Genomic DNA, 25175 nt, shown 5'->3' with positions numbered 1-25175 from the left:
GCCGGTGGGCGCCCGGGATCGCCATGCAACACCGGCGACCGCGGAGGGGACAAGGTTCGTGGACGGGACCATTCCGTAACTGCCCGGCGTGTCGCGCACGCCGCGCCGTCGACCTTTCGCCGTCCGGTTGCTCAGGTTAGGCTTTCCTAACTCGTTGCCGACCCCGAGGGAGCCCCGTGACGACGAGCCCCGCAGCACCCGTCCTCCGGGCCGACGCGGCCGAGCGCGCCCGCACCGTCGCCAGCCGCACCTCGGCCGCGCTGTGCGTGCGCGGGCTCGACGCGGTCAGCCCGCTGGCGCACGCGACGACCACCACGGGCACGACCTACGTGCTGGTGCCGGCCGACGGGGAGGTCGACGCCGCGCTCGCCGGCCACGACGACCTCACGGCCGTCCTGATGGTCAGCGACCGGGCGCCGGTGCCGCTGCGGGACCCGCTGCGCGCCCAGCTGTGGCTCTCCGGCTGGCTCACGCCCGTGCACGCGGTGGCCCGGCGCGCCGCGGTGCTCGCCTTCGCGGAGATCCGGCCGGTGGGCCCGCTGCTCGACGTGGGACAGGGCGCCACGCTGCTGCGGCTGGACGTCGCCGAGGTGGTGCTGCGGGAGGGCGAGCACTGCACCGAGGTCGACCCGCGGGCCCACGCGCAGGCCCGTCCCGACCCGCTGGCCGCGGTGGAGGCGCAGATGCTGCAGCACCTGGACCGGGACCACCGCGAGGTGCTCGACCTGCTGCGCAGCCGCATCCCGGCCGGCGACCTCGGGCCGCGGGACGTCGTCCGTCCGCTGGGCCTGGACCGCTTCGGCTTCCGGCTGCGCATCGAGCGCCCGGCCGGGCAGCGCGACCTGCGGGTGCCGTTCGCGCGGCCGCTGACCTGCCCGGGCCAGCTGCAGGCCGCCACCCGTCAGCTGATCTGCGCGGCCCGCCGGGCATAGGAGGCAACGCACACGTCCCGGGCCACGCAGACGTGTGCATTGCCTCCTACGCCCCGGCGTTCTCCGCCAGCAGCTGCGCCAGCCGGGTGCGCCGCGGCCGGACGTCGACCTGGCTCACCGCGCGCGCCAGCGCGGCCCCGGAGGCGTGCACGACCGACAGGTGCCGCTGGGCGCGGGTCAGCGCGGTGTAGACCAGCGGCCGCGACAGCATGCCGCCGGCCTCCGGCGGCAGGACGACGACCACGCCCGGCCACTCCGAGCCCTGCGCGCGGTGCACGGTGATCGCCCAGCCGTGCCGCAGGTCGCTCATCGCCGACCCGGTGACCGTCACGGGCCCCGAGGCGAAGTCGACGTCGAGCGTGCCGTCGCCGGTGCCGGTGACCACGCCGACCTCGCCGTTGGCGAACCCGATGGGCTCCAGGTCGAGGTGGTTGGCGGTGGCCACCACCCGGTCGCCGACGTCGAAGCCCCACACCGTGCCCTCGCCCGGGTTGAGCTCCGCCTTGAGCGCCTTGTTGAGCTCGATCGTGCCGGCCGGGCCGCGGTGCACCGGGGTGACGACCTGCACGGAGCCCGGGTCGATCCTCAGCGCCCGCGGGATCGAGTCGGTGACCAGCTGCACCACCCGCTTGGCCGCCTCCGCGCTGCCCGATGCCGGGACGACGACCACCTCGCGGTCGGGGGAGTCCACCGGCGGCAGCTCCCCGGCCCGGACGGCGTTGGCCAGCCGGGCGATCGCGCCGCCCTCGGCCTGCCGGTAGAGGGTGGTCAGCTCGGTGACCGGCACGACGCTGGAGTCGATGAGGTCGCCCAGCACGTGCCCGGGGCCGATCGAGGGCAGCTGCGCCGGGTCGCCGACGAGCAGCAGGTGGGTGCCGTCCTGGCAGGCCTCGAGCAGCGCCGCGGTGAGCTCGACGTCGAGCATGGAGGCCTCGTCGACCACGACGACCTCGGCGTCCAACGGCCACTCCTCGTTGCGGGCGAACCCGCCCGAGGTGCCCTGCGCGCCGAGCAGCCGGTGCACGGTGACCGCCGGGTGGTCGGTGAGCTCCTCCAGCCGCTTGGCGGCCCGGCCGGTCGGCGCGGCGAGCGCGACCTCGGTGCCCCTGGACCGCAGCAGCTGCACGACCGCGGCGACCGTGCGGCTCTTGCCGGTGCCCGGCCCGCCGGTCAGCAGCGAGACGCCGGCACCGAGCACCTGCGCGACGGCCTGCTTCTGCGCCTCGTCCAGGCCCTTGGCCACCGAGCGGACGGCGGCGGGGTCGGCGATCCGCTCCGCGGTGGCCGCCAGCCGGGCCACGTTCTCCGCGACCGCCTCCTCGGCCATCCCGAAGCGGGCCAGCGACAGCGTCCGCAGCGCCGGGTCGGGCTCGGGCAGCTCGTCGGGATCGGCGTCCTCGTCGAACTCGGGTTCCGGGGGCTCGTGCTCGAGCACCTCGCCGGACTCGACGGCGGCGGTGATCGCGGCAGCCGGGTCGGCCACGCCCTCGGCGCGCAGCGCGGCGACCACCAGGTCGGCGGGCAGGACGGTGTGCCCGTCGCGGGTCGCCGTCCGCAGGGTCTGCGCGACGATCGCCCGCCCGCGGCGGCTGTCCTGCCGGTCGGCACCCGGCAGGACGGCGATGGCCAGCCGGTCGGCGTCGCTCAGGGTGACCCCCGCCAGGCCGAGCAGCGCCCACGGGTCGTCGCGTAGCCGGCGGGCGGCGTCGTTGCCCAGGGCATCGGCTGCGGAGGAGGCGAGCTTGGCGTCCAGGCCCGCGCCGACCAGCAGCGCCACCACCTCGTAGGTGGGCTGCGCGGACAGGAAGCTGGAGAACAGCCGCTCGGCGCGCTGCCGGCCCACCCGGGGAAGGGTGAGGAGCCGGTCGGCGGTGACGTCGTCCGGAGAGGTGATCCCGGCGGCCGGCAGCTCGGCGGCCGCCCGCTTGCCCAGGCCCGGCCACAGGCCCGCGGCGCAGAAGGCCGCGAAGACCGGGTCGGTCGCAGTCGTCGTCACGACTCCTCCTCGCCGGCGCTCGTCGGTGTCGCGACGGGCCGTGCTGTGCTCACCGGTGAGCTCGCGAGCCCGCTCACCTGTCGTACCGCCGCTCGGGGTAGCCGAAGTAGGGCGCCGAGACGTCCTCGAGCGCGGTGCGGATCGCCGCCGGCAGCCGCACCGACTCCGCGTCGAGCGAGGACTGCAGCTGCGCGGCGGTGCGTGCGCCCACCACCGGTGCGGTGACGCCGGGGCGGTCGCGCACCCAGGCCAGCGCCACGGCCAGCGGCGTGGTGCCCAGGCCCTCGGCGGCGGTGACCACGGCCTCGACGATCCGGTCGGCCGTGGGCGAGCGCAGCCCGTCGATGAAGCCCTGCCACTGCGGGGAGGCGCCCCGGGACCCGTCCGGCGCGCCCTGCCGGTACTTGCCGGTGAGCAGCCCGCGGCCCAGCGGCGACCAGGCCAGCATGCCCAGCCCCAGTGCCTCGGCCGCCGGCACCACCTCGCGCTCGACGCCGCGCTGCAGCAGCGAGTACTCCACCTGGGTGCTCACCAGCGGCACCCGGCCGGGCCAGGCCCGCTGCCAGGTGACCGCCTGCGCGGTCTGCCAGCCGGTGAAGTTGCTGACGCCGACGTAGCGCACCCGGCCCGAGGAGACGGCGGTGTCGCAGGCGGCGAGGGTCTCCTCCAGCGGGGTGGTGTCGTCCCAGGTGTGCAGCTGCCACAGGTCGATGTGCTCCAGGCCCAGGCGCTCCAGCGAGGCGTCGAGGGCGGTGAGCAGGTGGCCCCGGGAGGCGCCGCGCCCCATCGGCCCCGGTGCGGTGCGCCCGACGGCCGTGGTGGCGACCAGCACGTCGGAGCGGGGGACGACGTCGGCCAGCAACCGGCCCAGGAGGCGCTCGCTCTCCCCGTCGCAGTAGACGTCGGCGGTGTCGACCAGCGTGCCGCCGGCGTCGACGAACGCCGTCAGCTGCATGGCGGCCTCGTCCTCGTCGGTGTCCCGGCCCCAGGTCATGGTGCCCAGTGCCAGGCGCGAGACGACGAGGCCGCTGCGCCCGAGTGCGCGTTGTTCCACGGGAGGCCAACCTACCGGCGGTCGGGACGCCGATCCGGGGAGCGCGGCGGTTCCTGCGTGCCGCGCGGGGCGCGGGCCGGGCGCGGCCTAGGGTGGCCTCCCGTGCTCGATCCGACCGCCCCGCCGGCCCACCCCAGCCCGCCTCACCGCCCCGCCCCGCCCGCCCGACCGACCGCTCGCGGCCGACGGGGGGCCTGCGGGCGATGAGCTGGATCGAGGCCGTCGTCCTGGGGCTGGTGCAGGGCCTGACGGAGTTCCTGCCCATCTCCTCCAGCGCGCACCTGCGGGTGGTGGGGGAGGCCTTCGGCTGGGGTGACCCGGGCGCGGCGTTCACCGCCATCACCCAGATCGGCACCGAGGCCGCGGTGCTGCTCTACTTCCGTCGCGACATCGGCCGGATCATCAACGCCTGGGTCCGCTCGCTGGGCGACCGCGCGGTGCGCAGCGACCCCGACGCCCGGATGGGCTGGCTGATCATCGTGGGCACGCTGCCCATCGGGATCCTGGGCCTGCTCTTCCAGGACCGCATCGAGACGACCTTCCGCGACCTGCGCATCGTGGCGATCGCGCTGGTCGCCTTCTCGCTCGTCCTCTACTGGGCCGACCGGGTGGGCCGCAAGAAACGCGAGCTGGACGAGCTGACCGTGGGACACGGCATCGCCTTCGGCTTCGCCCAGGCCATGGCGCTGGTGCCCGGCGTGTCCCGCTCCGGCGGCACGATCACCATGGGCCTGTTCCTCGGGTACTCGCGGGCCGCCGCGGCGCGGTACTCCTTCCTGCTGGCCGTCCCCGCCGTCCTGACCTCGGGCTTCTTCCAGGTCTACGAGGCGCTCACCGGCGGCGTCGCGGGGGAGACGGTCTCCTGGGGGCCGACGATCCTGGCCACGGTGCTGGCCTTCGGCGTGGGCCTGGCCGTCATCGCCTGGCTGCTGCGCTACCTCGACCGCGGCAGCTTCACGCCGTTCGTCGTCTACCGGGTGGTGCTGGGCCTGCTGATCCTCGCCCTCGTCGGCGCCGGGGTGCTCGCGCCGCAGTGACGTCGCGGGGCCGTCCCCCTGGTCCCGGCCTCCTCCTGCCCGCGTTGATCATGGGGTTGTCGCGCGCGGACGCGCCCGACACGGCGTGTCTCCCGCGACAACCCCATGATCAACGCGGTTTGGCCCCCCGGCGTGCGGCCCCGCTCGGCCCTCCTGCAGGGTCCCGCCGCGAGCGTGCGAGCGGTGGCCCGGCCACGCTTCAGGGGCTCGCGCCGAGCCTGCGAGGCGTGGGGGAGGGGGCGGCCCTCCTGCAGGGTCCCGCCGCGAGCGTGCGAGCGGTGGGGGGCAGGAGGGTCCTTTCTCTAGGCTCGGGCGTCGTGACCACCGTGATCCTGCTGCGGCACGGCCGCACGACGGCCAACGCCGGCGGCGTGCTCGCCGGCTGGACCCCGGGCGTGCAGCTCGACGAGACCGGCGAGCAGCAGGCGAGGGCGGTGGGGGAGCGGCTGGCGCCGGTGCCGCTGGCCGCCGTCGTCAGCAGCCCGCTGGAGCGCTGCCGGCAGACCGCCGGCGCCGTCCTCCCCGGGCGCGACCTCGAGCTGGTCACCGACGACCGGCTCGGCGAGGCCCGCTACGGCGACTGGACCGGCCGCCCGCTCAAGGAGCTGGTCAAGGAGCCGCTGTGGAAGGTCGTGCAGCAGCACCCGTCGGCGGCGGTCTTCCCCGGCCCGGAGGGGGAGGGCCTGGCGCAGACGCAGGCTCGCGCCGTCGCCGCCGTCCGGGAGTGGAACGCCCGCCTCGGCCCGGACGCGGTGTGGCTGGCCTGCAGTCACGGCGACGTCATCAAGGCCGTGCTCGCCGATGCGCTGGGGCTGCACCTCGACCAGTTCCAGCGGATCGTCGTCGACCCGGCGTCGGTGTCGGTGGTCACCTACACCGACACCCGCCCGTTCGTGGTGCGCATGAACGACACCGGTGGGGACGTCGCCGCGCTGGTCCCGCCGAAGAAGAGGCGGCGCCGCCGCAGGGCCGACTCGGACGCCGTCGTCGGTGGCGGTGCGGGCGCGACCGTCTGACCTCGCCTCTCGGGGCGCCCGTCCGGCCCGTCCGCGTAACCTGGGCCCGTGCCTCGCCAGCTCCATCTCTTCGACCGTCCGTCCCGGTTCGTCGCCGGCACGGTGGGCCAGCCCGGCGACCGCACCTTCTACCTGCAGGCCTCCGACTCCTCCGGTCGCGTCGTGAGCGTCGCGCTGGAGAAGGCGCAGGTGCAGGTGCTCGCCGACCGGATGAGCGAACTGCTCGACGAGGTGGCCACCCGCCCGGGCACCGTCGTCCCGCCGGACGCCGAGGTCGACGACCTCGAGCCGCTCACCGCCCCGGTCGACGAGGAGTTCCGGGTGGCGGCCATGGGCCTGGCGTGGGACGGCGAGTCGCAGGCCGTCGTCGTCGAGGCCGTGGCCGCCGGCGACGAGCCGGTCGAGGAGGACGTCATCCTCTCCGACAGCGAGGAGGGGCCCGACGCGCTGCGGGTGACGATCACGCCGGCCGCCGCCCGCGCCTTCGTCGTCCGGGCCCGCCGGGTCGTGGCCGCCGGCCGCCCGGCCTGCCCGCTGTGTTCGCTGCCGCTGGACCCCACCGGGCACGTGTGCCCGCGGCAGAACGGCTACCGCCGCTGAGCACCGTCCGACCGCCCCGATGAGCGAGCGCCCCGCCGACCCGGCCGCGGGTCTGCGCCCCCCGGCCGACGACGCAGAGGCGCGCGCCCTGTTGCTCGAGGGCGAGATCGACCTCGAGGGCCGGATGCTCGACGCCAGCAACGTCACGCTGGTGGGCTACGTCCGCAACGGCGAGCTCGAGGCCGAGTGCGTGTACAAGCCGGTCGCGGGCGAGCGGCCGCTGTGGGACTTCCCCGACGGCACGCTCGCCGGGCGCGAGGTGTCCGCGGCCCTGATCAGCGACGCGACCGGCTGGCGGATCGTGCCGCCGACCGTGCTGCGCGACGGCCCGTTCGGTCCCGGCATGGTGCAGCTGTGGGTGGACGGCGACCCCGACGTCGACCTGGCCGCCTTCGTCCGCTCCGACGACCCGGGGCTGCGGCGCATGGCGGTCTTCGACGCGGTCGTCAACAACGCCGACCGCAAGGGCGGGCACATCATCCCGACCTCCGACGGGCACGTGTACGGCGTCGACCACGGCATCTGCTTCTCCGTCGACCCCAAGCTGCGCACCCTGCTGTGGCGCTGGGCCGGGCAGCGGCTGCCGGCCGAGGCGGTCGAGGTGCTGGAGAAGCTGACCGGTGACCTGATGGGCGACCTCGGCGACCAGCTGCACGAGCACCTGACCCGCCGCGAGGTCCGGCGCACCCAGCAGCGGGTCGCCGAGCTGCTGCGCACCGGCCGGCACCCGCAGCCCAACGGCGACTGGCCGGCCCTGCCCTGGCCGCCCTTCTGATCGTCGTCCTCCGGGCGACACCGCGGCCAAGGGCCGTCCCCCTGCTGCGCTGAGCCCATCCCAGCCCTCGTCGCGGGAGCCTCCGGCCCCCACTCTCCTCGGACTGCCCCGCGGGGCGCCTCACCCTGCTCGCGAGGCGCCGTCCCCCGCTAGGTTGCCGCCGTGCCCCACCGCAGCCGCCTGGCCGTCCTCATGCTCGACCTGCCCCCCGACCTGCACGACGCCGGGCGGGCCTTCTGGTCCGCCGCCACCGGCCACCCGGTGCGGCCCGACCCGTCGGACGAGAACTGGTCGTCGCTGGGGGCGTTCGCCGGCGGCTTCCACCTCGAGGTCCAGCGCACGGGGGCCGGGACACCGCCACGCTGGCACGTCGACGTCGAGACCGACGACGTCGACGCCGAGGCGGCCCGGCTCGAGGCGCTCGGTGCGACGCGCGTCCAGGACATGGGTGGCTTCTGGCAGATGAAGGACCCCTCCGGGATGGTCTTCGACGTCGTCGGCGTCCAGACCGGTGCGGACTTCGAGCGGCACGCCACCACCTGGCCCTGAGCCCGGGCGCTACTCCAGGCGCACCAGGTCGATCATCGCGGCGGCCTGCAGCCCGTCGCCGTCCACCGTGAGCACCTCCAGCGGCACCCGCCGCCAGACCGCGAGCAGCAGGTCACCGGCGGTGCCGGTGACCCGGGCGATGGGCACCGGCCGGGAGCCGGGGAACAGCACCCGCTCGGCGTCGGCGTCCACCGCGTGCAGGACGACGGGGTGCGCGCCCTCCGGCGGGCCCTGCGGCAGCGCGCCGGGGACCATCACCTCCAGCCACTCGTCGAGGCCGTCCAGGCCGACGTCGGTGGGGATGGGGCGCACGTCCCCGAGCACCTCCTCGACGTCGGCGGTGTGCACGACCGCCTCCATCGCCTGCCGGCGCAGCACGAAGCCGACGTCCTGGCGGGGCGCCCAGGTCCACACCCGCTCGGCCGGGTCGGTCCCGGCCAGTACCGTCTCCAGCTCCGCCGACTGCGCCAGGCCGAAGCCGAGCAGCTCGTCGTCCGGACGCCGCGCCGGCTCGACGTAGGCGCCGGGGTCGCCGGCGCGGGTGCGCACCACCCAGGCCCAGAAGTGCTGCACCTCGGCCAGGTGCCAGACCAGGTCCGCCAGCGACCAGCCCGGGCAGCCGGCCACCGGAGCCCGCCAGCCGTGGGCGAGCACCGCCTCGGCGGCGGCGTCGGCGAAGCGAGCGTCGGCCTCCTGCAGCACCTGCAGGTACTCGTCGAGCTCCACGGTCCCTCCTCCCGCGGGCGGCGCCGCGGTCCTCCGGGGCGCCAGGGTCCTCCGACAGGATGAGGGCCGACCGGGCGCCCCGGTACCCGCATCTAGGCTCGGTACGTGCTCGCCTGGCCCGCCCCGCTCCTCCCGACCCTCCCGGGCACCGGTCCGGTCCTCAAGCTGTACGACACCGCACGCGGCGAGGTGGTCGCCACCTCTCCGGACACGACGGCGCGGATGTACGTCTGCGGCATCACCCCGTACGACGCCACACACCTCGGCCACGCCGCCACCTACCTGGCCTTCGACCTGGTCAACCGGGTGTGGCGGGACGCCGGCCACGCCGTCCACTACGTGCAGAACGTCACCGACATCGACGACCCGCTGCTCGAGCGGGCCGAGCGGGACGGCGAGGACTGGGTCGTGCTCGGCATGCGCGAGACCGCGCTGTTCCGGGAGGACATGACCGCGTTGCGCGTGCTGCCGCCCGAGGACTACGTCGGCGCGGTGGAGTCGGTGCCGCAGATCGTGGCCCACGTCGAGACGTTGCTCGACGAGGGGCTGGCCTACGTGCTCGACGACGGCACCGGCGACGTCTACCACGACGTCGCGCAGGCGCCCGGCTTCGGCAGCGAGTCCGGCTACGACGAGGCGACCATGCTGCGGTACTCCGCCGAGCGCGGCGGCGACCCCGACCGCCCCGGGAAGCGCAACCGGCTGGACCCGATGCTGTGGCTCGGCCAGCGGCCGGGGGAGCCGTCCTGGCCCGGCCCCCGGGGCATCGCCGGACGCCCCGGCTGGCACATCGAGTGCGCCACGATCGCGCTGGAGACGATCGGGATGGGCTTCGACGTCCAGGGTGGCGGCAGCGACCTGATCTTCCCGCACCACGAGTTCTCCGCCGTCCACGCCGAGGCGCTCACCGCCACGGCGACCGGGGAGAAGCTGCCCTTCGCCCGGGCCTACGTGCACGCGGCCATGATCGGCCTGGACGGCGAGAAGATGAGCAAGAGCCGCGGCAACCTGGTCTTCGTCTCGAAGCTGCGCGGCGAGGGCGTGGACCCCATGGCCATCCGCCTGGCCCTGCTGGCCGGGCACTACCGCACCGACCGCGCCTGGACGCCGGACCTGCTGGCCACCGCCGAGCGGCGGCTGGACACCTGGCGGCGGGCCGTGGCCCGCGACGCCGGCGCGCCGGCCGCGCCGGTGCTGCAGGGGCTGCGCGAGCGGCTCGCCGACGACCTCGACAGCCCCGGCGCCATCGCGCTGGTCGACGACTGGGCCGCGCGGACGCTGACCACCGGGCCGGACGACGATCCCGACGACGGCGCCCCGCGGGTCGTCGCCGACGCGGTCGACGCGCTGCTCGGCGTGGCGCTGGACCCGTGCGCCGGGGGACGAGCCCTCGACCCCGCGCTGGACGGCTCCGCGCCCCGGTCGCGCTGATGGGCGGAGGGGCCTTCCACCTGGTCGACCGGGCGGCCCGGGAGCGCGCGGAGGAGGCCCTCGCGCCGGCGGCCAGGCGCTCGACGGCCACCCGCGGCCGTGCCGTCCCCGAGGACGAGGACCCCCTGCGCACCGCCTTCGAGCGCGACCGCGACCGGATCCTGCACGCCAAGGCCTTCCGCCGGCTCAAGCACAAGACGCAGGTCTTCCTCAACCCCGACGGCGACCACTTCGTCACCCGGCTGACCCACACGCTGCAGGTCACCCAGGTCGCCCGCTCGCTGGCCCGGGCGCTGGGTCTCAACGAGGCCCTCGCGGAGGCGATCGCGCTCGGCCACGACCTGGGCCACTCGCCGTTCGGCCACATCGGCGAGGACGCGCTGGAGCCCTACGTCCCCGGCGGCTGGCACCACGCCGCCCAGGGGGTGCGGATCGTCGAGGTGCTCGAGCACCTCAACCTCACCTGGGAGGTCCGCGACGGCATCCGCGCGCACAGCTGGAAGATCACGCCGCCGCCGACCACCCGCGAGGCCGAGTGCGTGCGCTACGCCGACCGCATCGGCTACCTGTCCCACGACGCGCTGGACGCCGTCCGGGCCGGGGTGCTGCAGGTCGGCGACCTCCCGGCCCGGGCGCGCACCGTCTTCGGCGACCCGGGCAGCCGGATGGTCGGCGCGATGATCGACGCCGTCGTCGCGGGGTCGCTCGCCGACGGGGTGGTGGTCATGGCACCCGAGCCGCTGGAGGCCATGCACGAGCTGCGGACGTTCATGTTCGAGCGGGTGTACGCCTCGGAGACCGCGGCGGGGCAGAAGCAGCTGGCCATCGACGTCACCCGCCGGCTCGTCGACCACCACCTGGCCCACCCCGAGCTCATCCCGGCGACCTACCGCGACACCTCTGCCGACCCGGTCACCCAGGTCGTCGACTACGTGTCGGGCATGACCGACCGGTACGCGCTGTCCACGCACGACCGGCTCTTCGACGCCGACGCGACCAGCCGGATGCGCCCGCTGCTCCGATAGCGGCGCGCCACGCCGCACTGCGGCCCGGCCGCGCCCGCACGACGACCGTTATCCCCAACTCAGGCGCCGCTCGGCCACCCCGCCTCGCGCGAGATCTGCATACTCGCCCCGATCAGCGGCGTGAAGGGGACCAGTGTGCAGATCTCGCGGCGGCGTGGGGCGGCGCTCAGCTGGGAGAGGAGCCCCGCCGGCGCAGGTAGCGCTCGAACTCGCGGGCGATCTGGTCGCCGTCGGCCTGGGAGAGGTCGCTCTCGGTGGCCCGCTCCTCGAGCGAGCGCACGTACTCGACGACCTCGGCGTCCTCGTTGGCCATCTCGTCGACGGTCTTGACCCAGTCGTCGGCCTGCTGCGGCAGCGCGCCCAGCGGCACGGTCAGCTCGAGGACCTCCTCGACCCGACGCAGCAGCGCGACCGTCGCCCGGGGGGACGGCGGCTGCGACACGTAGTGCGGGACGGCGGCCCAGAAGCTGATCGCCGGCAGCCCGGCCTGCACGCAGGCGTCCTGGAAGACGCCGAGGATGCCGGTGGGCCCCTCGTAGCGGGAGGTCTCCAGACCCCACTTCTCGGCCGACTCGGCGTCGTAGGCCGAGCCGGTCACCGGGGTGGGCCGGGTGTGCGGGGTGTCGGCGAGCAGGGCACCGAGGCCGATCACCGTGCGCGCGTCCAGCTCCTGGCAGAGCTCGATCAGCTCCTCGCAGAAGCTGCGCCAGCGCATGTTGGGCTCGATGCCGCGGATCAGGACGACGTCGCGGCCGGAGTCCGGTGGACGGGCCACCGAGATGCGCGTGGTGGGCCACTCGATCCGGCGGCTGACCCCGCCGATGAGCGAGACGGTGGGCCGGTTGACCTGGAAGTCGTAGTAGTCCTCGGGGTCCAGCGCGGCGAGGGGGGTGGCGTCCCAGATGAGCTCGAGGTGCTCCAGCGCCCCGGTGGCGGCGTCCCCGGCGTCGTTCCAGCCCTCGAAGGCGACGACCACCACCGGGTCGTCGAGCCGGGGCAGGTCCTCAGGGGTGGACTTCGGGTCGATCACCCCTGCGAGCCTACGTCGATCCCGCCCGCCTGCCCGGGTGCTCGGCCCGGACAGCGACACCGGCGTCCCCCGCGCGGGCGACCGGCCCACCCCGGCGGGCGGCTACCCTGGCTCGGTGCAGACCCGCATCGAGTCGCCCGCTCTCCGCCCGGACGCGACCGCGGAGCTCACGGCGATGCTCGGGCAGCGGATCCTCGTGCTCGACGGGGCCATGGGGACGGCGATCCAGCGCGACCGGCCCGACGAGACCGGCTACCGCGGCGAGCGCTTCGCCGACTGGCACACCGACGTCCAGGGCAACAACGACCTGCTCGTGCTGACGCAGCCCGAGCTCGTCGCGGGCATCCACCGCGAGTACCTCGAGGCCGGCGCGGACGTCATCGAGACCAACACCTTCAACGCCAACGCCGTCTCGCTGCGCGACTACGACATGTCCGCCCTGGCCTACGAGATCAACGTGGCCGCCGCGCGGCTGGCCCGCCGCGAGGCCGACGCGGTGGCCGCCCGGACCCCGGGCCGGCCCCGCTACGTCGCCGGCGCGCTCGGCCCGACGACGCGGACGGCGTCCATCTCTCCCGACGTCAACGACCCCGGCGCCCGCAACGTCACCTTCGACGAGCTCGCCCTCGCCTACCTGGAGCAGGCCGACGGGCTGGTCGACGGCGGCGTCGACGTCCTCCTCGTCGAGACGGTCTTCGACACGCTCAACGCCAAGGCCGCGATCTTCGCGCTGGAGACGCTGTTCGAGCAGCGCGGCCGACGCTGGCCGGTGATGGTGTCGGGCACCATCACCGACGCGTCGGGCCGCACGCTCTCGGGCCAGGTGACCGAGGCCTTCTGGTACTCCGTCCGGCACGTGCGCCCGCTGCTGGTCGGCCTCAACTGCGCCCTGGGCGCCGCGGAGATGAGGCCCTACCTCGCCGAGCTCTCGCGGGTCGCCGACACGTACGTCTCCTGCTACCCCAACGCCGGTCTGCCCAACGCCTTCGGCGAGTACGACGAGTCGCCCGAGGAGACCGCGGCGGTCCTCGCCGAGTTCGCCGAGGCCGGCTTCGTGAACATGGTCGGGGGCTGCTGCGGGACCACGCCCGCGCACGTCGCCGCGATCGCCGCGAGCGTCGAGGGCCGGTCCCCGCGGACGCCTCCGCAGGCGCGCCCCGCGCTGCGCCTGTCCGGCCTCGAGCCGCTGACCGTCGACGAGGACTCGTTGTTCGTCAACGTCGGCGAGCGCACGAACATCACCGGCTCGGCCCGCTTCCGCAACCTCATCCGCGCCGGCGACTACCCGACCGCCCTCGCCGTCGCCCGCCAGCAGGTCGAGGCCGGCGCCCAGGTCATCGACGTCAACATGGACGAGGGGATGATCGACGGCGTCGAGGCGATGGACCGCTTCCTCAAGCTGGTCGCCGCCGAACCCGACATCTGCCGCGTCCCGGTCATGGTCGACTCCTCGAAGTGGGAGGTCATCGAGGCCGGCCTCAAGTGCGTCCAGGGCAAGTCCATCGTCAACTCCATCTCCCTCAAGGCGGGGGAGGAGGAGTTCGTCCGTCACGCCCGGCTGTGCCGCAAGCACGGCGCCGCCGTCGTCGTCATGGCCTTCGACGAGCAGGGCCAGGCCGACTCGCTGGAGCGGCGCCGGCAGATCTGCCGGCGGGCCTACGACATCCTCGTCGAGCAGGTCGGCTTCCCGGCCGAGGACGTCATCTTCGACCCCAACGTCTTCGCCGTCGCCACCGGCATCGAGGAGCACGCCCGCTACGGGCTGGACTTCATCGAGGCCACCCGCTGGATCAAGCAGAACCTGCCCGGGGCGCTGGTCAGCGGCGGCGTCTCGAACGTCTCGTTCTCCTTCCGCGGCAACAACCGGGTGCGCGAGGCCATCCACGCGGTGTTCCTGTTCCACGCCGTCGCCGCCGGCATGGACATGGGCATCGTCAACGCCGGGGCCCTCGAGGTCTACGACGAGGTCCCCGAGCGGCTGCGCGAGCGGATCGAGGACGTCGTCCTGGCCCGCCGCCCCGACGCCACCGAGCGGCTGCTGGAGATCGCCGCGGAGTACGCCGGGGACGGCGCCGCGAAGGAGGTGGCCTCCGAGGAGTGGCGCGCCCTGCCGGTCGAGGAGCGCATCACGCACGCGCTGGTCAAGGGCCTCGACGGGTTCATCGAGGCCGACACCGAGGAGCTGCGGGCGCAGATCGCCGCGCGCGGCGGCCGGCCGATCGAGGTCATCGAGGGCCCGCTGATGGGCGGCATGAACGTCGTCGGCGACCTCTTCGGCGCCGGCAAGATGTTCCTGCCCCAGGTGGTGAAGTCCGCCCGCGTGATGAAGAAGGCCGTCGCCTACCTGGTGCCCTTCATCGAGGCGGAGAAGCAGCCCGGGGACGCCGACCGCAGCAACGGCAAGGTCGTCATGGCCACCGTGAAGGGCGACGTCCACGACATCGGCAAGAACATCGTCGGCGTCGTCCTGCAGTGCAACAACTACGACGTCGTCGACCTCGGCGTCATGGTGCCGGCGCAGCGGGTGCTCGACACCGCCAAACAGGAGGGCGCCGACGTCATCGGCCTGTCCGGGCTGATCACGCCGTCCCTGGACGAGATGAGCACCCTGGCCGCCGAGATGGAGCGGCAGGGGTTCGACATCCCGCTGCTCATCGGCGGGGCCACGACGTCGCGCGCGCACACCGCGGTCAAGGTGGCCCCGCGCTACCACGGGCCGGTCATCTGGGTGAAGGACGCCTCCCGGTCGGTGCCGGTCGTGGCCGCGCTGCTGTCCAACGAGCAGCGCCCGACGCTGCTGGCCGACGTCGAGGCCGAGTACGCCGGCCTGCGCGAGCGGCACGCCGCCCGGCAGGACACCCGCCCGCTGCTGCCGCTGGAGGCCGCCCGCGCCGCCGCGCCGGCCCTCGACTGGACGGCGTACACCCCACCGCGGCCGCGGATGCTGCTGCAGCAGGCCAGGGACGTGTGCAGCGGCGCCGACTGCGACCACCTGCACGGGCGGGTCACCCGGTTCACCCGGGTCTTCGACGACTACCCGCTGGAGGAGCTGCGCGGCTACATCGACTGGCAGCCGTTCTTCAACACCTGGGAGATGCGCGGCCGGTTCCCCGACATCCTGCACAACCCGGCGACCGGCGAGGCCGCGCGGCGGCTGTACGAGGACGCCCAGGAGATGCTCGACCGGATCGTCGGGGAGCGCTGGCTGCGGGCCAGGGGCGTGGTCGGGCTCTTCCCGGCCAACCGGGTCGACGGCGAGGACATCGAGGTCTACACCGACGAGTCGCGCACCGCCGTCCGGGCGACGCTGCACCAGCTGCGCCAGCAGACCGAGGGCCGCGACGGCTCGCCGCGCAAGTCCCTGGCCGACTTCGTGGCGCCCAGGGAGACCGGCCTGCGTGACTACGTCGGCGCGTTCGCCGTCACGGCGGGCCTGGGCTCGGCCGACCGGGTCGCGGCGTTCAAGGCCGCCCACGACGACTACAGCGCGATCCTGCTGGAGGCGCTGGCCGACCGGCTGGCCGAGGCCTTCGCCGAGCGGCTGCACGAGCGGGTGCGCCGGGAGTTCTGGGGCTACGCCGCCGACGAGCACCTCGACAACGACGCGCTGATCGCCGAGCGGTACCGCGGCATCCGCCCCGCCCCGGGCTACCCGGCCTGCCCGGAGCACACCGAGAAGCGGACCATCTGGGAGCTGCTCGACGTCGAGGCGGCCACCGGCATCACGCTCACCGAGAGCATGGCCATGTGGCCCGGCGCCGCCGTCAGCGGCCTGTACTTCGCCCACCCGCAGGCGCGCTACTTCGTCCTGGGTCGGCTCGGCCGCGACCAGGTCGAGGACTACGCGCGGCGCAAGGGCTGGACGCTCGCCGAGGCCGAGCGGTGGCTCTCACCGAACCTGGGGTACCGCACCGACGACGAATGAAGGGGAAGGACCCCCGGCAGGGCCCCGTCCCTCCCACCGCTCGCACGCTCGCGGTGAGCCTCCGGACGGAGCCGGCCGCCCTCGCGAGCTCGGCGCGGGCCCGGGACGGGGCCGAGGACCCTGCAGGGAGGCCGTTCCAGCACGTCGCCGAGTGCGATGACCGTCACGCCGTCGTCCTGCCCGGGGACCGGCCCGACCCCCGGCCGGGCCGTACCGTGGATCCAGTGGACACCCCGGAGACCGGCGGACTGAGCGGAGCGCGGCTGCAGGCGGTGCTGTTCGACATGGACGGCACCCTCGTCGAGACCGAGCAGTACTGGGGTGAGGCGATGTTCGCCCTCGCCCGGGAGCTGGGCGGTGAGCTGTCCGTGGCCGCCCGGGAGCGCACCGTCGGCACGAGCATGGGGACGGCGCTGGGGATCCTGTACGCCGACATCGGGGTGACCCGTACCGCGGCCGAGGCCCGCGCCGACGCCCGCTGGGTGGAGGACCGCACGGCCGAGCTGCTCGCCGGCGAGATCCACTGGCGGCCCGGAGCGCGGGAGCTGCTCGGCGAGATCCGGCACGCCGCCGTCCCGACCGCGCTGGTGACCACCACACCGCGCCGGCTGGCCGACATCGTGCTGGCCGCGATCGGCCGCGCGTTCCCCGACGTCCCGCCGTTCGACACCACCGTCTGCGGCGACGAGGTCCCCGCCCGCAAGCCGGACCCCGCGCCGTACCTGCAGGCGATGGCCGCCCTGGGCGTCGAGGCGTCCGGCTGCGTCGTGGTGGAGGACTCGGTGGCCGGCTCGACCGCAGGCCTGGCCGCCGGGGCCGCCGTGCTGGGCGTGCCGTCGCTGCAGCCGCTCCCGCCGGCGCCGGGTCTGGTGCTGCGCGACACCCTCGCCGGGGTGCGGTTGGCCGACCTGACCGAGGTGCTGGCCGTCCGCGACGCGGTGGACGCCCGCGCCTAGAGCGGCACCTCCCGGCCGCGGGCGACGACGACGCGCGGCCGCTGCAGGGCGGTCACGTCGGTCGCCACGTCGCCGTCGACCCCCAGCAGGTCGGCGTCGCAGCCGGCTGCCAGCCGCCCCGTCCGGCCGTCCAGCTCGCAGGCCCGGGCCGCGCGGGCCGTCGCCGCGGTCAGCGCCTCCTCCAGCGGCACGCCGCAGGGGCCCGTCAGGTCGGCCACCGCGTACGCCACCTGACCGTGCCGCTTGGAGGGGCCGATCCCGCCGTCGGTGCCGGCCAGCAGGCTGACGCCCGCCCGGTGCAGGGCCGCCACGTGCGGCAGGTGCTGCTCGACCGTCACGCCGACCGCGGCCATCCGCGCCTGCACGTGCAGCGGCGGGTCGACGCCGGGCAGGAACCCCACGGTGGGGCACACGTCGATGCGGCCGGCGGCCAGGGCGGCGGCCAGTCCGGCGGGCAGGTGGATGCCGGTGCCGGTCAGGCAGCTGCAGTGCTCGATGCCGTCGACGCCGGCCGCGACGCTGCGTTCGACCGAGGTCAGGCCGTGCGCGTGCGCGGTCACCGGCACCCCGAGCCGGTGGGCCTCCTCGACCACGGCGCGCAGCTCCTGGAGGGTCAACTGGCAGGCGGTGAGGTCGGTCCCGGGGGTGAGCACGCCGCCGCTGGCCATGACCTTGACGACGCCGGCGCCCCGCTCGGCCCGTTCCCGGACCGCGCGGCGCAGCGCCTCGACCCCGGAGGCCTCGCCGCCCATCGACCAGCAGTGCCCGCCGGGTGAGGTGATCGGCGGCCCGGCGGCGACGACGGTCGGCCGCACGCCGTCCCGCCCGGCACGCTCCAGCACGTTCCAGTGGTGGTCGCCGAGGTCGCGGACGGTGGTGACGCCCGCCCGCAGCGTCGCCTGCTCGGCGGCCGTGACGACGGCGTCGAGCTCCGCGGGGTCCAGCTCGGGGATCTGGTCGAGCGCCCGCGGGCCGCCGTCCCCGCAGAGGTGGACGTGGGTGTCGACCAGCCCGGGCAGCAGCGTTCCGCCGGGGACGTCGACGACGGCGCAGCCCTCCGGAGCCGGCGCGGTGCCGGGCTCGACGCCCACGATGGTGGAGCCCTCGACGAGCACCAGCGCCCCGCCGTCGAGGAAGCGCTCGCCGTCGAACGCCCGCGGTGCCCGGTATCCGCGCATGCGGGGAGCTTGCGCGCTGCCGCACCGCCGGGGCAGGGCGCAAGGTCAGCGGCGGTCGCCGTCCGGGTGCCGCTCGCCCCGGGCGGCCTCGACGGCGGTGTGGGCCCGCGGGTCGGGCTCCGGGTGCAGCTGCCGGTACGGGCGGACGGGGTCGGGCAGGTCACCGGCCCCCTGCGGGGTCCCGCCGGGAGCTCGGTGACGTGCTGGAACGGCCCCCTTCCAGGCCCCCACCCTGAGCGTGCGGAGGGTGGGGAGGAAGGGGGTCCTCTTCTCAGTCGCGCTCGACGATCGGCAGCGTGGCCCACCCGGCCGCGGCCGCGGCCTCGGCGGGGAACGGCGGGGGCGTGCCGCCGAACGACGGGCACAGCGCCTGGTGGTCGCACCAGTCGCACAGCCGGCTGCGGTTGGGCCGGAAGTCGCCGGTCGCGACCGCGCGCTCGATCGCCGCCCAGATCGCCTGCAGGGTGCGCTCGAAGCGGACCAGCTCGGCCTCGTCGGGCGCGTAGGTCAGCGCGTCGCCGTCGCCGAGGTAGAGCAGCTTCAGCTGGCTGGCCACCACGCCCCGGGTGCGCCACAGCACCAGCGCGTAGAACTTCATCTGGAACAGGGCCTTGCCCTCGAACGCCTCGCGCGGCATCGACCCGGTCTTGTAGTCGACCACCCGGATCGCGCCGTTGGGCGCGACGTCGAGCCGGTCGACGTAGCCGCGCAGCAGCAGCCCGTCGGGCAGGGTGACCTCGACCAGCTCCTCGCGGCCGTGCGGCTCGATGCGCGACGGGTCCTCCAGGGAGAAGTAGGTCTCCACCAGCTTCCCGGCGGAGTCCAGCCACGCCTCCAGGGACGGGGGCTCCGGGGCGTCGTCCGCCGCGCTGCCCTCGGCGAACAGCTCGGCGACCTCCGGGTCGGCCCGCAGTTCCTCCCACGCCGGAGCGACCAACTCGCGCGCCGCCTCGGGCGTGCGCTGCCGGGCGGGCAGGTCGTAGAGACGCTCGAGCACCGAGTGCACCAGCGTGCCGCGGACCGCCGCCGGGCTCTTGCGCTCGGGCAGCCGGTCGATGGTGCGGAAGCGGTAGAGCAGCGGACAGGTCTTGAAGTCGGCCGCCCGGCTCGGGGACAGCGAGGGGCGGCGCGGCGCCCGCCCCTCGCCCGCCCCCGTGTCGGCGACGGGAGCGTCCGGGGAAGAGGCAGCGCCGTCGGCGGGCTGCCCGGTCTGCACCATCGTCGTCACCTCTCCGAGGCTAGGCCGGGGTACCGACAGAACGGAGCGCGCGCGCCGGAGCGCCGGCGCGCCTCCGTAGGCTGGCCGCCCGTGGACGCGCAGCAGCACACCGCCGAGACGACCGACGACACGCCGGAGGCCCCGCGCGGGGAGCCGGTGGCGGGGGCCTTCGTCGCCGGTGACCGGGTGCAGCTGACCGACCCCAAGGGCCGGCTGCACACCGTCGTCCTCGAGCCCGGCAGGCTCTTCCACACCCACCGCGGCGCGATCGCGCACGACGACCTCATCGGCGCGCCGGAGGGCTCCGTCGTCCACTCGACGGCCAACACCGGCTACCTGGCGTTCCGGCCGCTGCTGGCCGACTTCGTGCTCTCGATGCCCCGGGGCGCGCAGGTCATCTACCCCAAGGACGCCGCGCAGATCGTCGGCTTCGGCGACATCGGCCCGGGGATGCGGGTGCTCGAGGCCGGCGCCGGGTCCGGCGCGCTGACCTGCTCGCTGCTGCGTGCGGTCGGCGAGCACGGCACCGTCACCAGCTACGAGCGCCGCGAGGACTTCGCCGACGTCGCCCGCGCCAACGTCGGCGCCTTCTTCGGCGAGGTCCCGGCCACCTGGTCGCTGCGGCTGGGCGACCTCGACCAGCACCCGGCCGAGGAGGTCGTCGACCGGGTCGTGCTCGACATGCTGGAACCGTGGGCGGTGCTGCCCACCGTGGCGGCCGCGCTGCGCCCCGGCGGCGTCCTGGTCGGCTACGTGGCCACGACCACCCAGCTGTCCACCTACGTCGAGGCCCTGCGGGCCCAGGGCGTGTGGACCGAGCCGCACGCCTGGGAGTCCCTGCTGCGGCCCTGGCACGCCGTCGGCCTCGCCGTCCGCCCCGAGCACCGGATGGTCGCGCACACCGCCTTCCTGGTCACCGCGCGCCGGCTGGCCGAGGGCGTCGTCGCCCCGGTGCGGCAGCGACGGCCGCAGAAGTAGGGCACCCTCACCGGCCCCGGCCAGGGCTCTCGCCGAGCCTGCGGCGCGCGCGGGGGCCGGGGTCCGTCCGCCTGCGGCGGAGCCCACCGTCCCCCGCGCGCCCCGGGCACGCTGTCGCCGGGCGTGTATAGATTTGCGTCCTGGCTCTCCCGATGTGTCGGAGGTGCGCGATGGGCCCCGGTCTTGGCAATGGTCCCGACGAGTTCAGGGCGCGGCGCGAGCGTGACGTGACGGCGTTGCTCAGCCAGATCTCCTACCTGGAGGAGGAGATCGGCCTGCTGCGCCGCAAGGTGGCGGAGAGCCCCCGCCAGCTGCGGTTGCTCGAGGAGCGGGTGGCGGAGGCGGAGGGCCGCGCGGCCTTCCTGTCCGAGCGCAACGACAAGCTCGCCAGCACACTGCGCGACGCGCGTGAGCAGCTGGTCACGCTCAAGGAGGAGGTCGACCGGCTCGGCCAGCCGCCGTCGGGCTACGGGGTCTTCCTCACCCGCCACGACGACGGCACGGTGGACGTCTTCACCGGCGGCCGCAAGCTGCGCGTCTCGGTCTCCCCGGCGGTGGAGGCCGACGAGCTCCAGCACGGCCAGGAGGTCATGCTCAACGAGGCGATGAACGTCGTCGAGGCGTGCGGCTTCGAGCGCGCCGGTGACGTCGTCATGCTCAAGGAGCTGCTCGAGCCGGTCGAGGGCGAGGCCCCGCGCGCGCTGGTCATCGGGCACACCGACGAGGAGCGCGTCGTCCACCTCGCCGACTCCCTGGCCGACCAGCCGCTGCGCAGCGGCGACTCGCTGCTGCTGGAGACCCGCTCGGGCTACGTCTACGAGCGGATCCCCAAGAGCGAGGTCGAGGAGCTCGTCCTCGAGGAGGTCCCCGACATCGACTACGGCGACATCGGTGGCCTGGCCCGGCAGATCGAGCAGATCCGCGACGCCGTCGAGCTGCCGTTCCTGCACGCCGACCTGTTCCGCGAGTACGAGCTGCGCCCGCCCAAGGGCATCCTGCTCTACGGCCCGCCCGGCTGCGGCAAGACACTCATCGCCAAGGCGGTCGCCAACTCGCTGGCCAAGAAGGTCGCCGCGGTGAAGGGGGAGGGGCAGGCGAGGTCCTACTTCCTCAACATCAAGGGCCCCGAGCTGCTCAACAAGTACGTCGGCGAGACCGAGCGGCACATCCGGCTGGTCTTCCAGCGGGCCCGCGAGAAGGCCGGCGAGGGGACGCCGGTCATCGTCTTCTTCGACGAGATGGACTCGATCTTCCGCACCCGCGGCTCCGGGGTCTCCTCGGACGTCGAGTCGACGATCGTGCCCCAGCTGCTCAGCGAGATCGACGGTGTCGAGGGGCTGGAGAACGTCATCGTCATCGGCGCCTCCAACCGCGAGGACATGATCGACCCGGCGATCCTGCGGCCCGGCCGCCTGGACGTGAAGATCAAGATCGAGCGGCCGGACGCGGAGGCCGCCCGCGACATCTTCAGCAAGTACCTGACGACCACGCTGCCGCTGCACCCCGACGACCTCGCCGAGCACGGCAACAGCCGCGAGGCGACCGTGGCCGGGATGATCCAGCGCACCGTCGAGCGGATGTACACCGAGAGTGAGGAGAACCGCTTTCTCGAGGTGACCTACGCCAACGGTGACAAGGAGGTCCTGTACTTCAAGGACTTCAACTCCGGGGCGATGCTGCAGAACATCGTCGACCGCGCCAAGAAGATGGCGATCAAGGAGCGGCTCGAGACCGGCGCCGCCGGGCTGCGCGTCGGCCACCTGATGCAGGCCTGCGTCGACGAGTTCAAGGAGAACGAGGACCTGCCCAACACGACCAACCCCGACGACTGGGCGCGGATCTCGGGCAAGAAGGGCGAGCGGATCGTCTACATCCGCACGCTCATCAGCGGCAAGGGCACCGAGAGCGGCCGCGCCATCGACACCGCGACCAACACCGGCCAGTACCTCTGACGGGAGGACCTCCGAGAGGGCCCCGTCCTCCCCACCTCTCGCCGGCTCGGAGGGGCATCCGGGACGGGCCCGGCGGCGGGACCCTGCAGGGACCGGACCCTGGACGAGGCCGGCCGACGGCCCGGTCCCCGCGAACGGCCGGGGCCGGGCCATCGGTCGGCCCCGGGGCCGGGCGGGGGGCCCGACCCGTCCGCGGACGGCCGACCGTCCGCCGGACGGTGTCGCCCCGGACGCCTAGGGTGGCGACATGAGCGTGCGGCGGGTCATGGGGACCGAGGTCGAGTACGGCATCTCGGTGCCCGGGCAGCCGACGGCGAACCCGACGACGCTGTCCAGCCAGGTCGTGAACGCCTGGGCGGTGGCCGAGGCGCCGACCCCACGCCGGCCGCGCTGGGACTTCGAGGAGGAGTCGCCGCTGCGCGACGCCCGGGGCTTCGACCTGTCCCCGGCCCAGGCGCTGGACCACAACGACCTGGAGGAGGACTCGGGGATGGCCAACGTCATCCTCACCAACGGGGCCCGCCTCTACGTCGACCACGCGCACCCGGAGTACTCGACACCGGAGGTCACCAACCCCCGCGACGTCGTCCTGTGGGACAAGGCGGGGGAGCACGTGATGGCCGAGGCCGCCCGCCGCGCCGCGCGCGTGCCGGGGACCCAGCCGATCCAGCTGTACAAGAACAACACCGACGGCAAGGGCGCCTCCTACGGCGCCCACGAGAACTACCTGATGGACCGGCGGACGCCGTTCCTCGACATCATCCGCGGGCTCATCCCCTTCTTCGTGACCCGCCAGGTGGTGGCCGGCTCCGGGCGCGTGGGCATCGGCACCGAGAGCCGCACGCAGGGCTTCCAGCTCTCCCAGCGCGCCGACTTCTTCGAGGTCGAGGTGGGCCTGGAGACGACGCTCAAGCGGCCGATCATCAACACCCGCGACGAGCCGCACGCCGACGCCGACAAGTACCGCCGGCTGCACGTGATCATCGGAGACGCCAACCTCGCCGAGCTGTCCACCTACCTCAAGGTCGGGACGACGGCGCTGGTGCTGGACATGATCGAGGCACGCACCCTGACCCAGGACCTCTCGATCGAGGAGCCGGTGGCGGCGTTGCAGGCGATCAGCCACGACCCGTCGCTGACCCACCAGGTGCGGCTGCGCGACGGACGCCGGATGACGGCGCTGGAGGTGCAGCAGGCGTACCTGGAGATGGCGCAGCGGCACGTCGACCGGCGGGGCGAGGACGACGGTCAGACGGGCGACGTGTTGCGCCGGTGGGCCGAGGTGCTCGAGGACCTCGCGGTCGACCCGATGCGCTGCGCCGACCGGCTGGACTGGCCGGCGAAGCTGCGGCTGCTGGAGGGCTACCGCTCCCGCGACGGGCTCTCCTGGGGCGACTCGCGGCTGCACCTGGTCGACCTGCAGTACTCCGACGTGCGCCCGGAGAAGGGGCTGTACCACCGGCTGGTGTCGCGCGGTTCGATGCAGCGGCTGCTCACCGACGACGAGGTGGTGCAGGCGATGGTGCGCCCGCCGTCGGACACCCGGGCCTTCTTCCGCGGGGAGTGCCTGCGCCGGTACCCCGCACAGGTGGCCGCGGCGTCGTGGGACTCGGTGGTCTTCGACCTGGGCCGGGAGAACCTGGTGCGGATCCCGACCATGGAGCCGCTGCGGGGCACCCGCGACCACGTCGGCGCGTTGTTCGAGTCGACGTCCTCGGCGCAGGAGCTGGTCGACACCATCACCGGCGGCTGACCACGCCGGTCGGTCGTCCTCCGTTCGTCACACCACGCGGGTAACTTCTGCACCAGGCACCAGCCACGACCTGCACCGGGAGGAACCCCCATGGCCACGAGGGACAGCGGCGGTCAGCAGCGCTCGACGCGCAGCCGGGAGGAGACCGAGGAGGTCGAGGCGTCGGTCGACGCCGAGGTCGCCGAGCGCCACAAGGAGGTCTCCGAGGACCTGGACTCGATCCTCGACGAGATCGACGAGGTCCTCGAGGAGAATTCAGAAGAGTTCGTTCGCTCGTATGTGCAGAAGGGAGGCCAGTGATCACTCTGCGTAGTCGGCAGATGCTCCCGTGATCACTGAGAAGCGCTGCCCGTCGTGCGGGATCATCAAGCACGTCAGCGACTTCGGTCGGAACCGCACGCTGACCGATGGGCTCTCCTTCTATTGCCTGGCCTGCAACCGTGAGCGCAACAGAGCCTGGTACCGGGAGCACCGCCGCTCCCTGGGCAAGGAGGTCTGGGACCACTCGTGGATCCCGGAGGGGTTCCGTTGGTGCCCGTCGTGCGAGCAGCCGGTCGCGCACGAGGACTACACACGGAACGCCAGGACTGCGTCGGGTTTCGGTTCACGCTGCCGTGCCTGCGATCGAGCGGCCAACTCGGCCGGCTACTTCTATGGCAAGTACAGGCTGAGCAAGGGGCAGGTGGCCGACATGAGGGCGGCGCAGGGCGGCCGCTGTGCCATCTGCGGCGACCCGGCCCAGCACCTGGACCACGACCACGGAACCGGTGCGACCCGGCAGTTGCTGTGCCAGCGGTGCAACCACGGCCTCGGGCTCTTCCGTGACGACCCGGCCCTGCTGCACGCGGCAGCCTTCTACGTCGACGGTCACCGCGAACGTCAGCTCCTCGCCCGACTCGAGGAGACCTTCGTCGTCAGGCCCGACTCCGAGAGCCCGTCCGCCGAGCCGCCGGTAGGGTCGTGACGGCGTCCTGACCGGCCCGCAGGGGTCCTCGACGAGGCGTCAGAGCGAACAAGGCCGCTGGTCCCCGGCGGCGAGAGAG

The 25175-nt window shown here is 74.3% G+C and carries 21 protein-coding genes; 15 read left to right on the top strand and 6 right to left on the bottom strand.

Annotated elements, in window-relative coordinates; all coding sequences use genetic code 11:
* The first annotated feature begins 176 nt into the window (after nucleotides 1–176).
* Complete coding sequence (locus ACU610_RS07210) at nucleotides 177–932, top strand: DUF2470 domain-containing protein (RefSeq protein WP_446767026.1); 756 nt, start codon at nucleotides 177–179, stop codon at nucleotides 930–932.
* 46 nt (nucleotides 933–978) lie between these two features.
* On the opposite strand, the gene ACU610_RS07205 is transcribed toward ACU610_RS07210, so the two are convergent.
* Nucleotides 979–2928 (bottom strand): AAA family ATPase, encoded by a 1950-nt coding sequence (locus ACU610_RS07205; protein ID WP_446767025.1) that lies wholly within the window; start codon nucleotides 2926–2928, stop codon nucleotides 979–981.
* A 73-nt stretch (nucleotides 2929–3001) separates the two neighbouring features.
* A complete protein-coding gene (locus ACU610_RS07200; protein ID WP_446767024.1) occupies nucleotides 3002–3982 on the bottom strand; it encodes an aldo/keto reductase in 981 nt (326 codons plus the stop codon).
* Nucleotides 3983–4185: 203 nt separating this feature from the next.
* Here ACU610_RS07200 and ACU610_RS07195 point away from each other — a divergent pair, with 203 nt between their 5' ends.
* The 5 genes from ACU610_RS07195 to ACU610_RS07175 all read left to right on the top strand — a co-directional run bounded on the left by ACU610_RS07195 (nucleotide 4186) and on the right by ACU610_RS07175 (nucleotide 7959).
* Nucleotides 4186–5019 carry an undecaprenyl-diphosphate phosphatase gene (locus ACU610_RS07195; protein WP_446767023.1) on the top strand — a complete coding sequence of 278 codons (834 nt, stop codon included), beginning with the start codon at nucleotides 4186–4188 and terminating at the stop codon, nucleotides 5017–5019.
* Between the two features lie 317 nt (nucleotides 5020–5336).
* Nucleotides 5337–6035, top strand: a complete 699-nt coding sequence (locus ACU610_RS07190) for a histidine phosphatase family protein (protein ID WP_446767022.1) — start codon at nucleotides 5337–5339, stop codon at nucleotides 6033–6035.
* 48 nt (nucleotides 6036–6083) lie between these two features.
* Entirely contained in the window at nucleotides 6084–6635 is a 552-nt protein-coding gene (locus ACU610_RS07185) for a DUF3090 family protein (RefSeq protein ID WP_446767021.1), read from the top strand.
* Between the two features lie 19 nt (nucleotides 6636–6654).
* Nucleotides 6655–7410, top strand: coding sequence for an SCO1664 family protein (locus ACU610_RS07180; RefSeq protein ID WP_446767020.1), 756 nt, complete (start codon nucleotides 6655–6657; stop codon nucleotides 7408–7410).
* A 162-nt stretch (nucleotides 7411–7572) separates the two neighbouring features.
* Nucleotides 7573–7959 (top strand): VOC family protein, encoded by a 387-nt coding sequence (locus ACU610_RS07175; protein ID WP_446767019.1) that lies wholly within the window; start codon nucleotides 7573–7575, stop codon nucleotides 7957–7959.
* Between the two features lie 9 nt (nucleotides 7960–7968).
* Here the strand turns inward: ACU610_RS07175 and ACU610_RS07170 are convergent, their stop codons facing one another.
* Entirely contained in the window at nucleotides 7969–8685 is a 717-nt protein-coding gene (locus tag ACU610_RS07170; protein ID WP_446767018.1) for a maleylpyruvate isomerase family mycothiol-dependent enzyme, read from the bottom strand.
* A 105-nt stretch (nucleotides 8686–8790) separates the two neighbouring features.
* Between ACU610_RS07170 and mshC the strand changes: the two genes are divergently transcribed.
* On the top strand, nucleotides 8791–10116 hold the full coding sequence (mshC, locus tag ACU610_RS07165) for a cysteine--1-D-myo-inosityl 2-amino-2-deoxy-alpha-D-glucopyranoside ligase (protein WP_446767017.1): 1326 nt from the start codon (nucleotides 8791–8793) through the stop codon (nucleotides 10114–10116).
* The gene (locus tag ACU610_RS07160; protein WP_446767016.1) at nucleotides 10116–11141 is read left to right on the top strand and encodes an HD domain-containing protein; all 1026 of its coding nucleotides are present in this window, start codon (nucleotides 10116–10118) and stop codon (nucleotides 11139–11141) included. The genes mshC and ACU610_RS07160 overlap by 1 nt, the downstream gene beginning before the upstream one ends.
* A gap of 166 nt (nucleotides 11142–11307) precedes the next feature.
* Here ACU610_RS07160 and ACU610_RS07155 read toward each other — a convergent pair whose 3' ends face one another.
* A complete protein-coding gene (locus ACU610_RS07155; protein ID WP_446767015.1) occupies nucleotides 11308–12171 on the bottom strand; it encodes a PAC2 family protein in 864 nt (287 codons plus the stop codon).
* Between the two features lie 115 nt (nucleotides 12172–12286).
* On the opposite strand from ACU610_RS07155, the gene metH reads away from it, so the two are divergent.
* A complete protein-coding gene (gene metH / locus ACU610_RS07150) occupies nucleotides 12287–16096 on the top strand; it encodes a methionine synthase (RefSeq protein WP_446767014.1) in 3810 nt (1269 codons plus the stop codon).
* 224 nt (nucleotides 16097–16320) lie between these two features.
* Nucleotides 16321–17052 (top strand): HAD family hydrolase, encoded by a 732-nt coding sequence (locus ACU610_RS07145; protein ID WP_446767013.1) that lies wholly within the window; start codon nucleotides 16321–16323, stop codon nucleotides 17050–17052.
* On the opposite strand, the gene ACU610_RS07140 is transcribed toward ACU610_RS07145, so the two are convergent.
* Both ACU610_RS07140 and ACU610_RS07135 read right to left on the bottom strand, forming a co-directional pair.
* Nucleotides 17049–18230 (bottom strand): amidohydrolase family protein, encoded by a 1182-nt coding sequence (locus ACU610_RS07140; RefSeq protein ID WP_446767012.1) that lies wholly within the window; start codon nucleotides 18228–18230, stop codon nucleotides 17049–17051. The genes ACU610_RS07145 and ACU610_RS07140 overlap by 4 nt on opposite strands.
* Nucleotides 18231–18501: 271 nt before the next feature.
* Entirely contained in the window at nucleotides 18502–19449 is a 948-nt protein-coding gene (locus tag ACU610_RS07135) for a RecB family exonuclease (protein ID WP_446770700.1), read from the bottom strand.
* 90 nt (nucleotides 19450–19539) lie between these two features.
* On the opposite strand from ACU610_RS07135, the gene ACU610_RS07130 reads away from it, so the two are divergent.
* The 5 genes from ACU610_RS07130 to ACU610_RS07110 all read left to right on the top strand — a co-directional run bounded on the left by ACU610_RS07130 (nucleotide 19540) and on the right by ACU610_RS07110 (nucleotide 25096).
* The gene (locus ACU610_RS07130) at nucleotides 19540–20427 is read left to right on the top strand and encodes a tRNA (adenine-N1)-methyltransferase (protein WP_446767011.1); all 888 of its coding nucleotides are present in this window, start codon (nucleotides 19540–19542) and stop codon (nucleotides 20425–20427) included.
* Nucleotides 20428–20654: 227 nt separating this feature from the next.
* On the top strand, nucleotides 20655–22379 hold the full coding sequence (arc, locus tag ACU610_RS07125; RefSeq protein ID WP_446767010.1) for a proteasome ATPase: 1725 nt from the start codon (nucleotides 20655–20657) through the stop codon (nucleotides 22377–22379).
* 247 nt (nucleotides 22380–22626) lie between these two features.
* Complete coding sequence (gene dop, locus ACU610_RS07120) at nucleotides 22627–24132, top strand: depupylase/deamidase Dop (protein WP_446767009.1); 1506 nt, start codon at nucleotides 22627–22629, stop codon at nucleotides 24130–24132.
* A 90-nt stretch (nucleotides 24133–24222) separates the two neighbouring features.
* Complete coding sequence (locus ACU610_RS07115; protein WP_100498555.1) at nucleotides 24223–24432, top strand: ubiquitin-like protein Pup; 210 nt, start codon at nucleotides 24223–24225, stop codon at nucleotides 24430–24432.
* A 28-nt stretch (nucleotides 24433–24460) separates the two neighbouring features.
* Complete coding sequence (locus tag ACU610_RS07110) at nucleotides 24461–25096, top strand: endonuclease domain-containing protein (RefSeq protein WP_446767008.1); 636 nt, start codon at nucleotides 24461–24463, stop codon at nucleotides 25094–25096.
* Nucleotides 25097–25175: the final 79 nt, after the last annotated feature.

The sequence above is a fragment of the Geodermatophilus sp. URMC 61 genome, assembly GCF_052931555.1.
The sequence above is the reverse complement of the archived record's forward strand: the minus strand, read 5'-3'. Positions and strand labels throughout refer to the sequence as shown.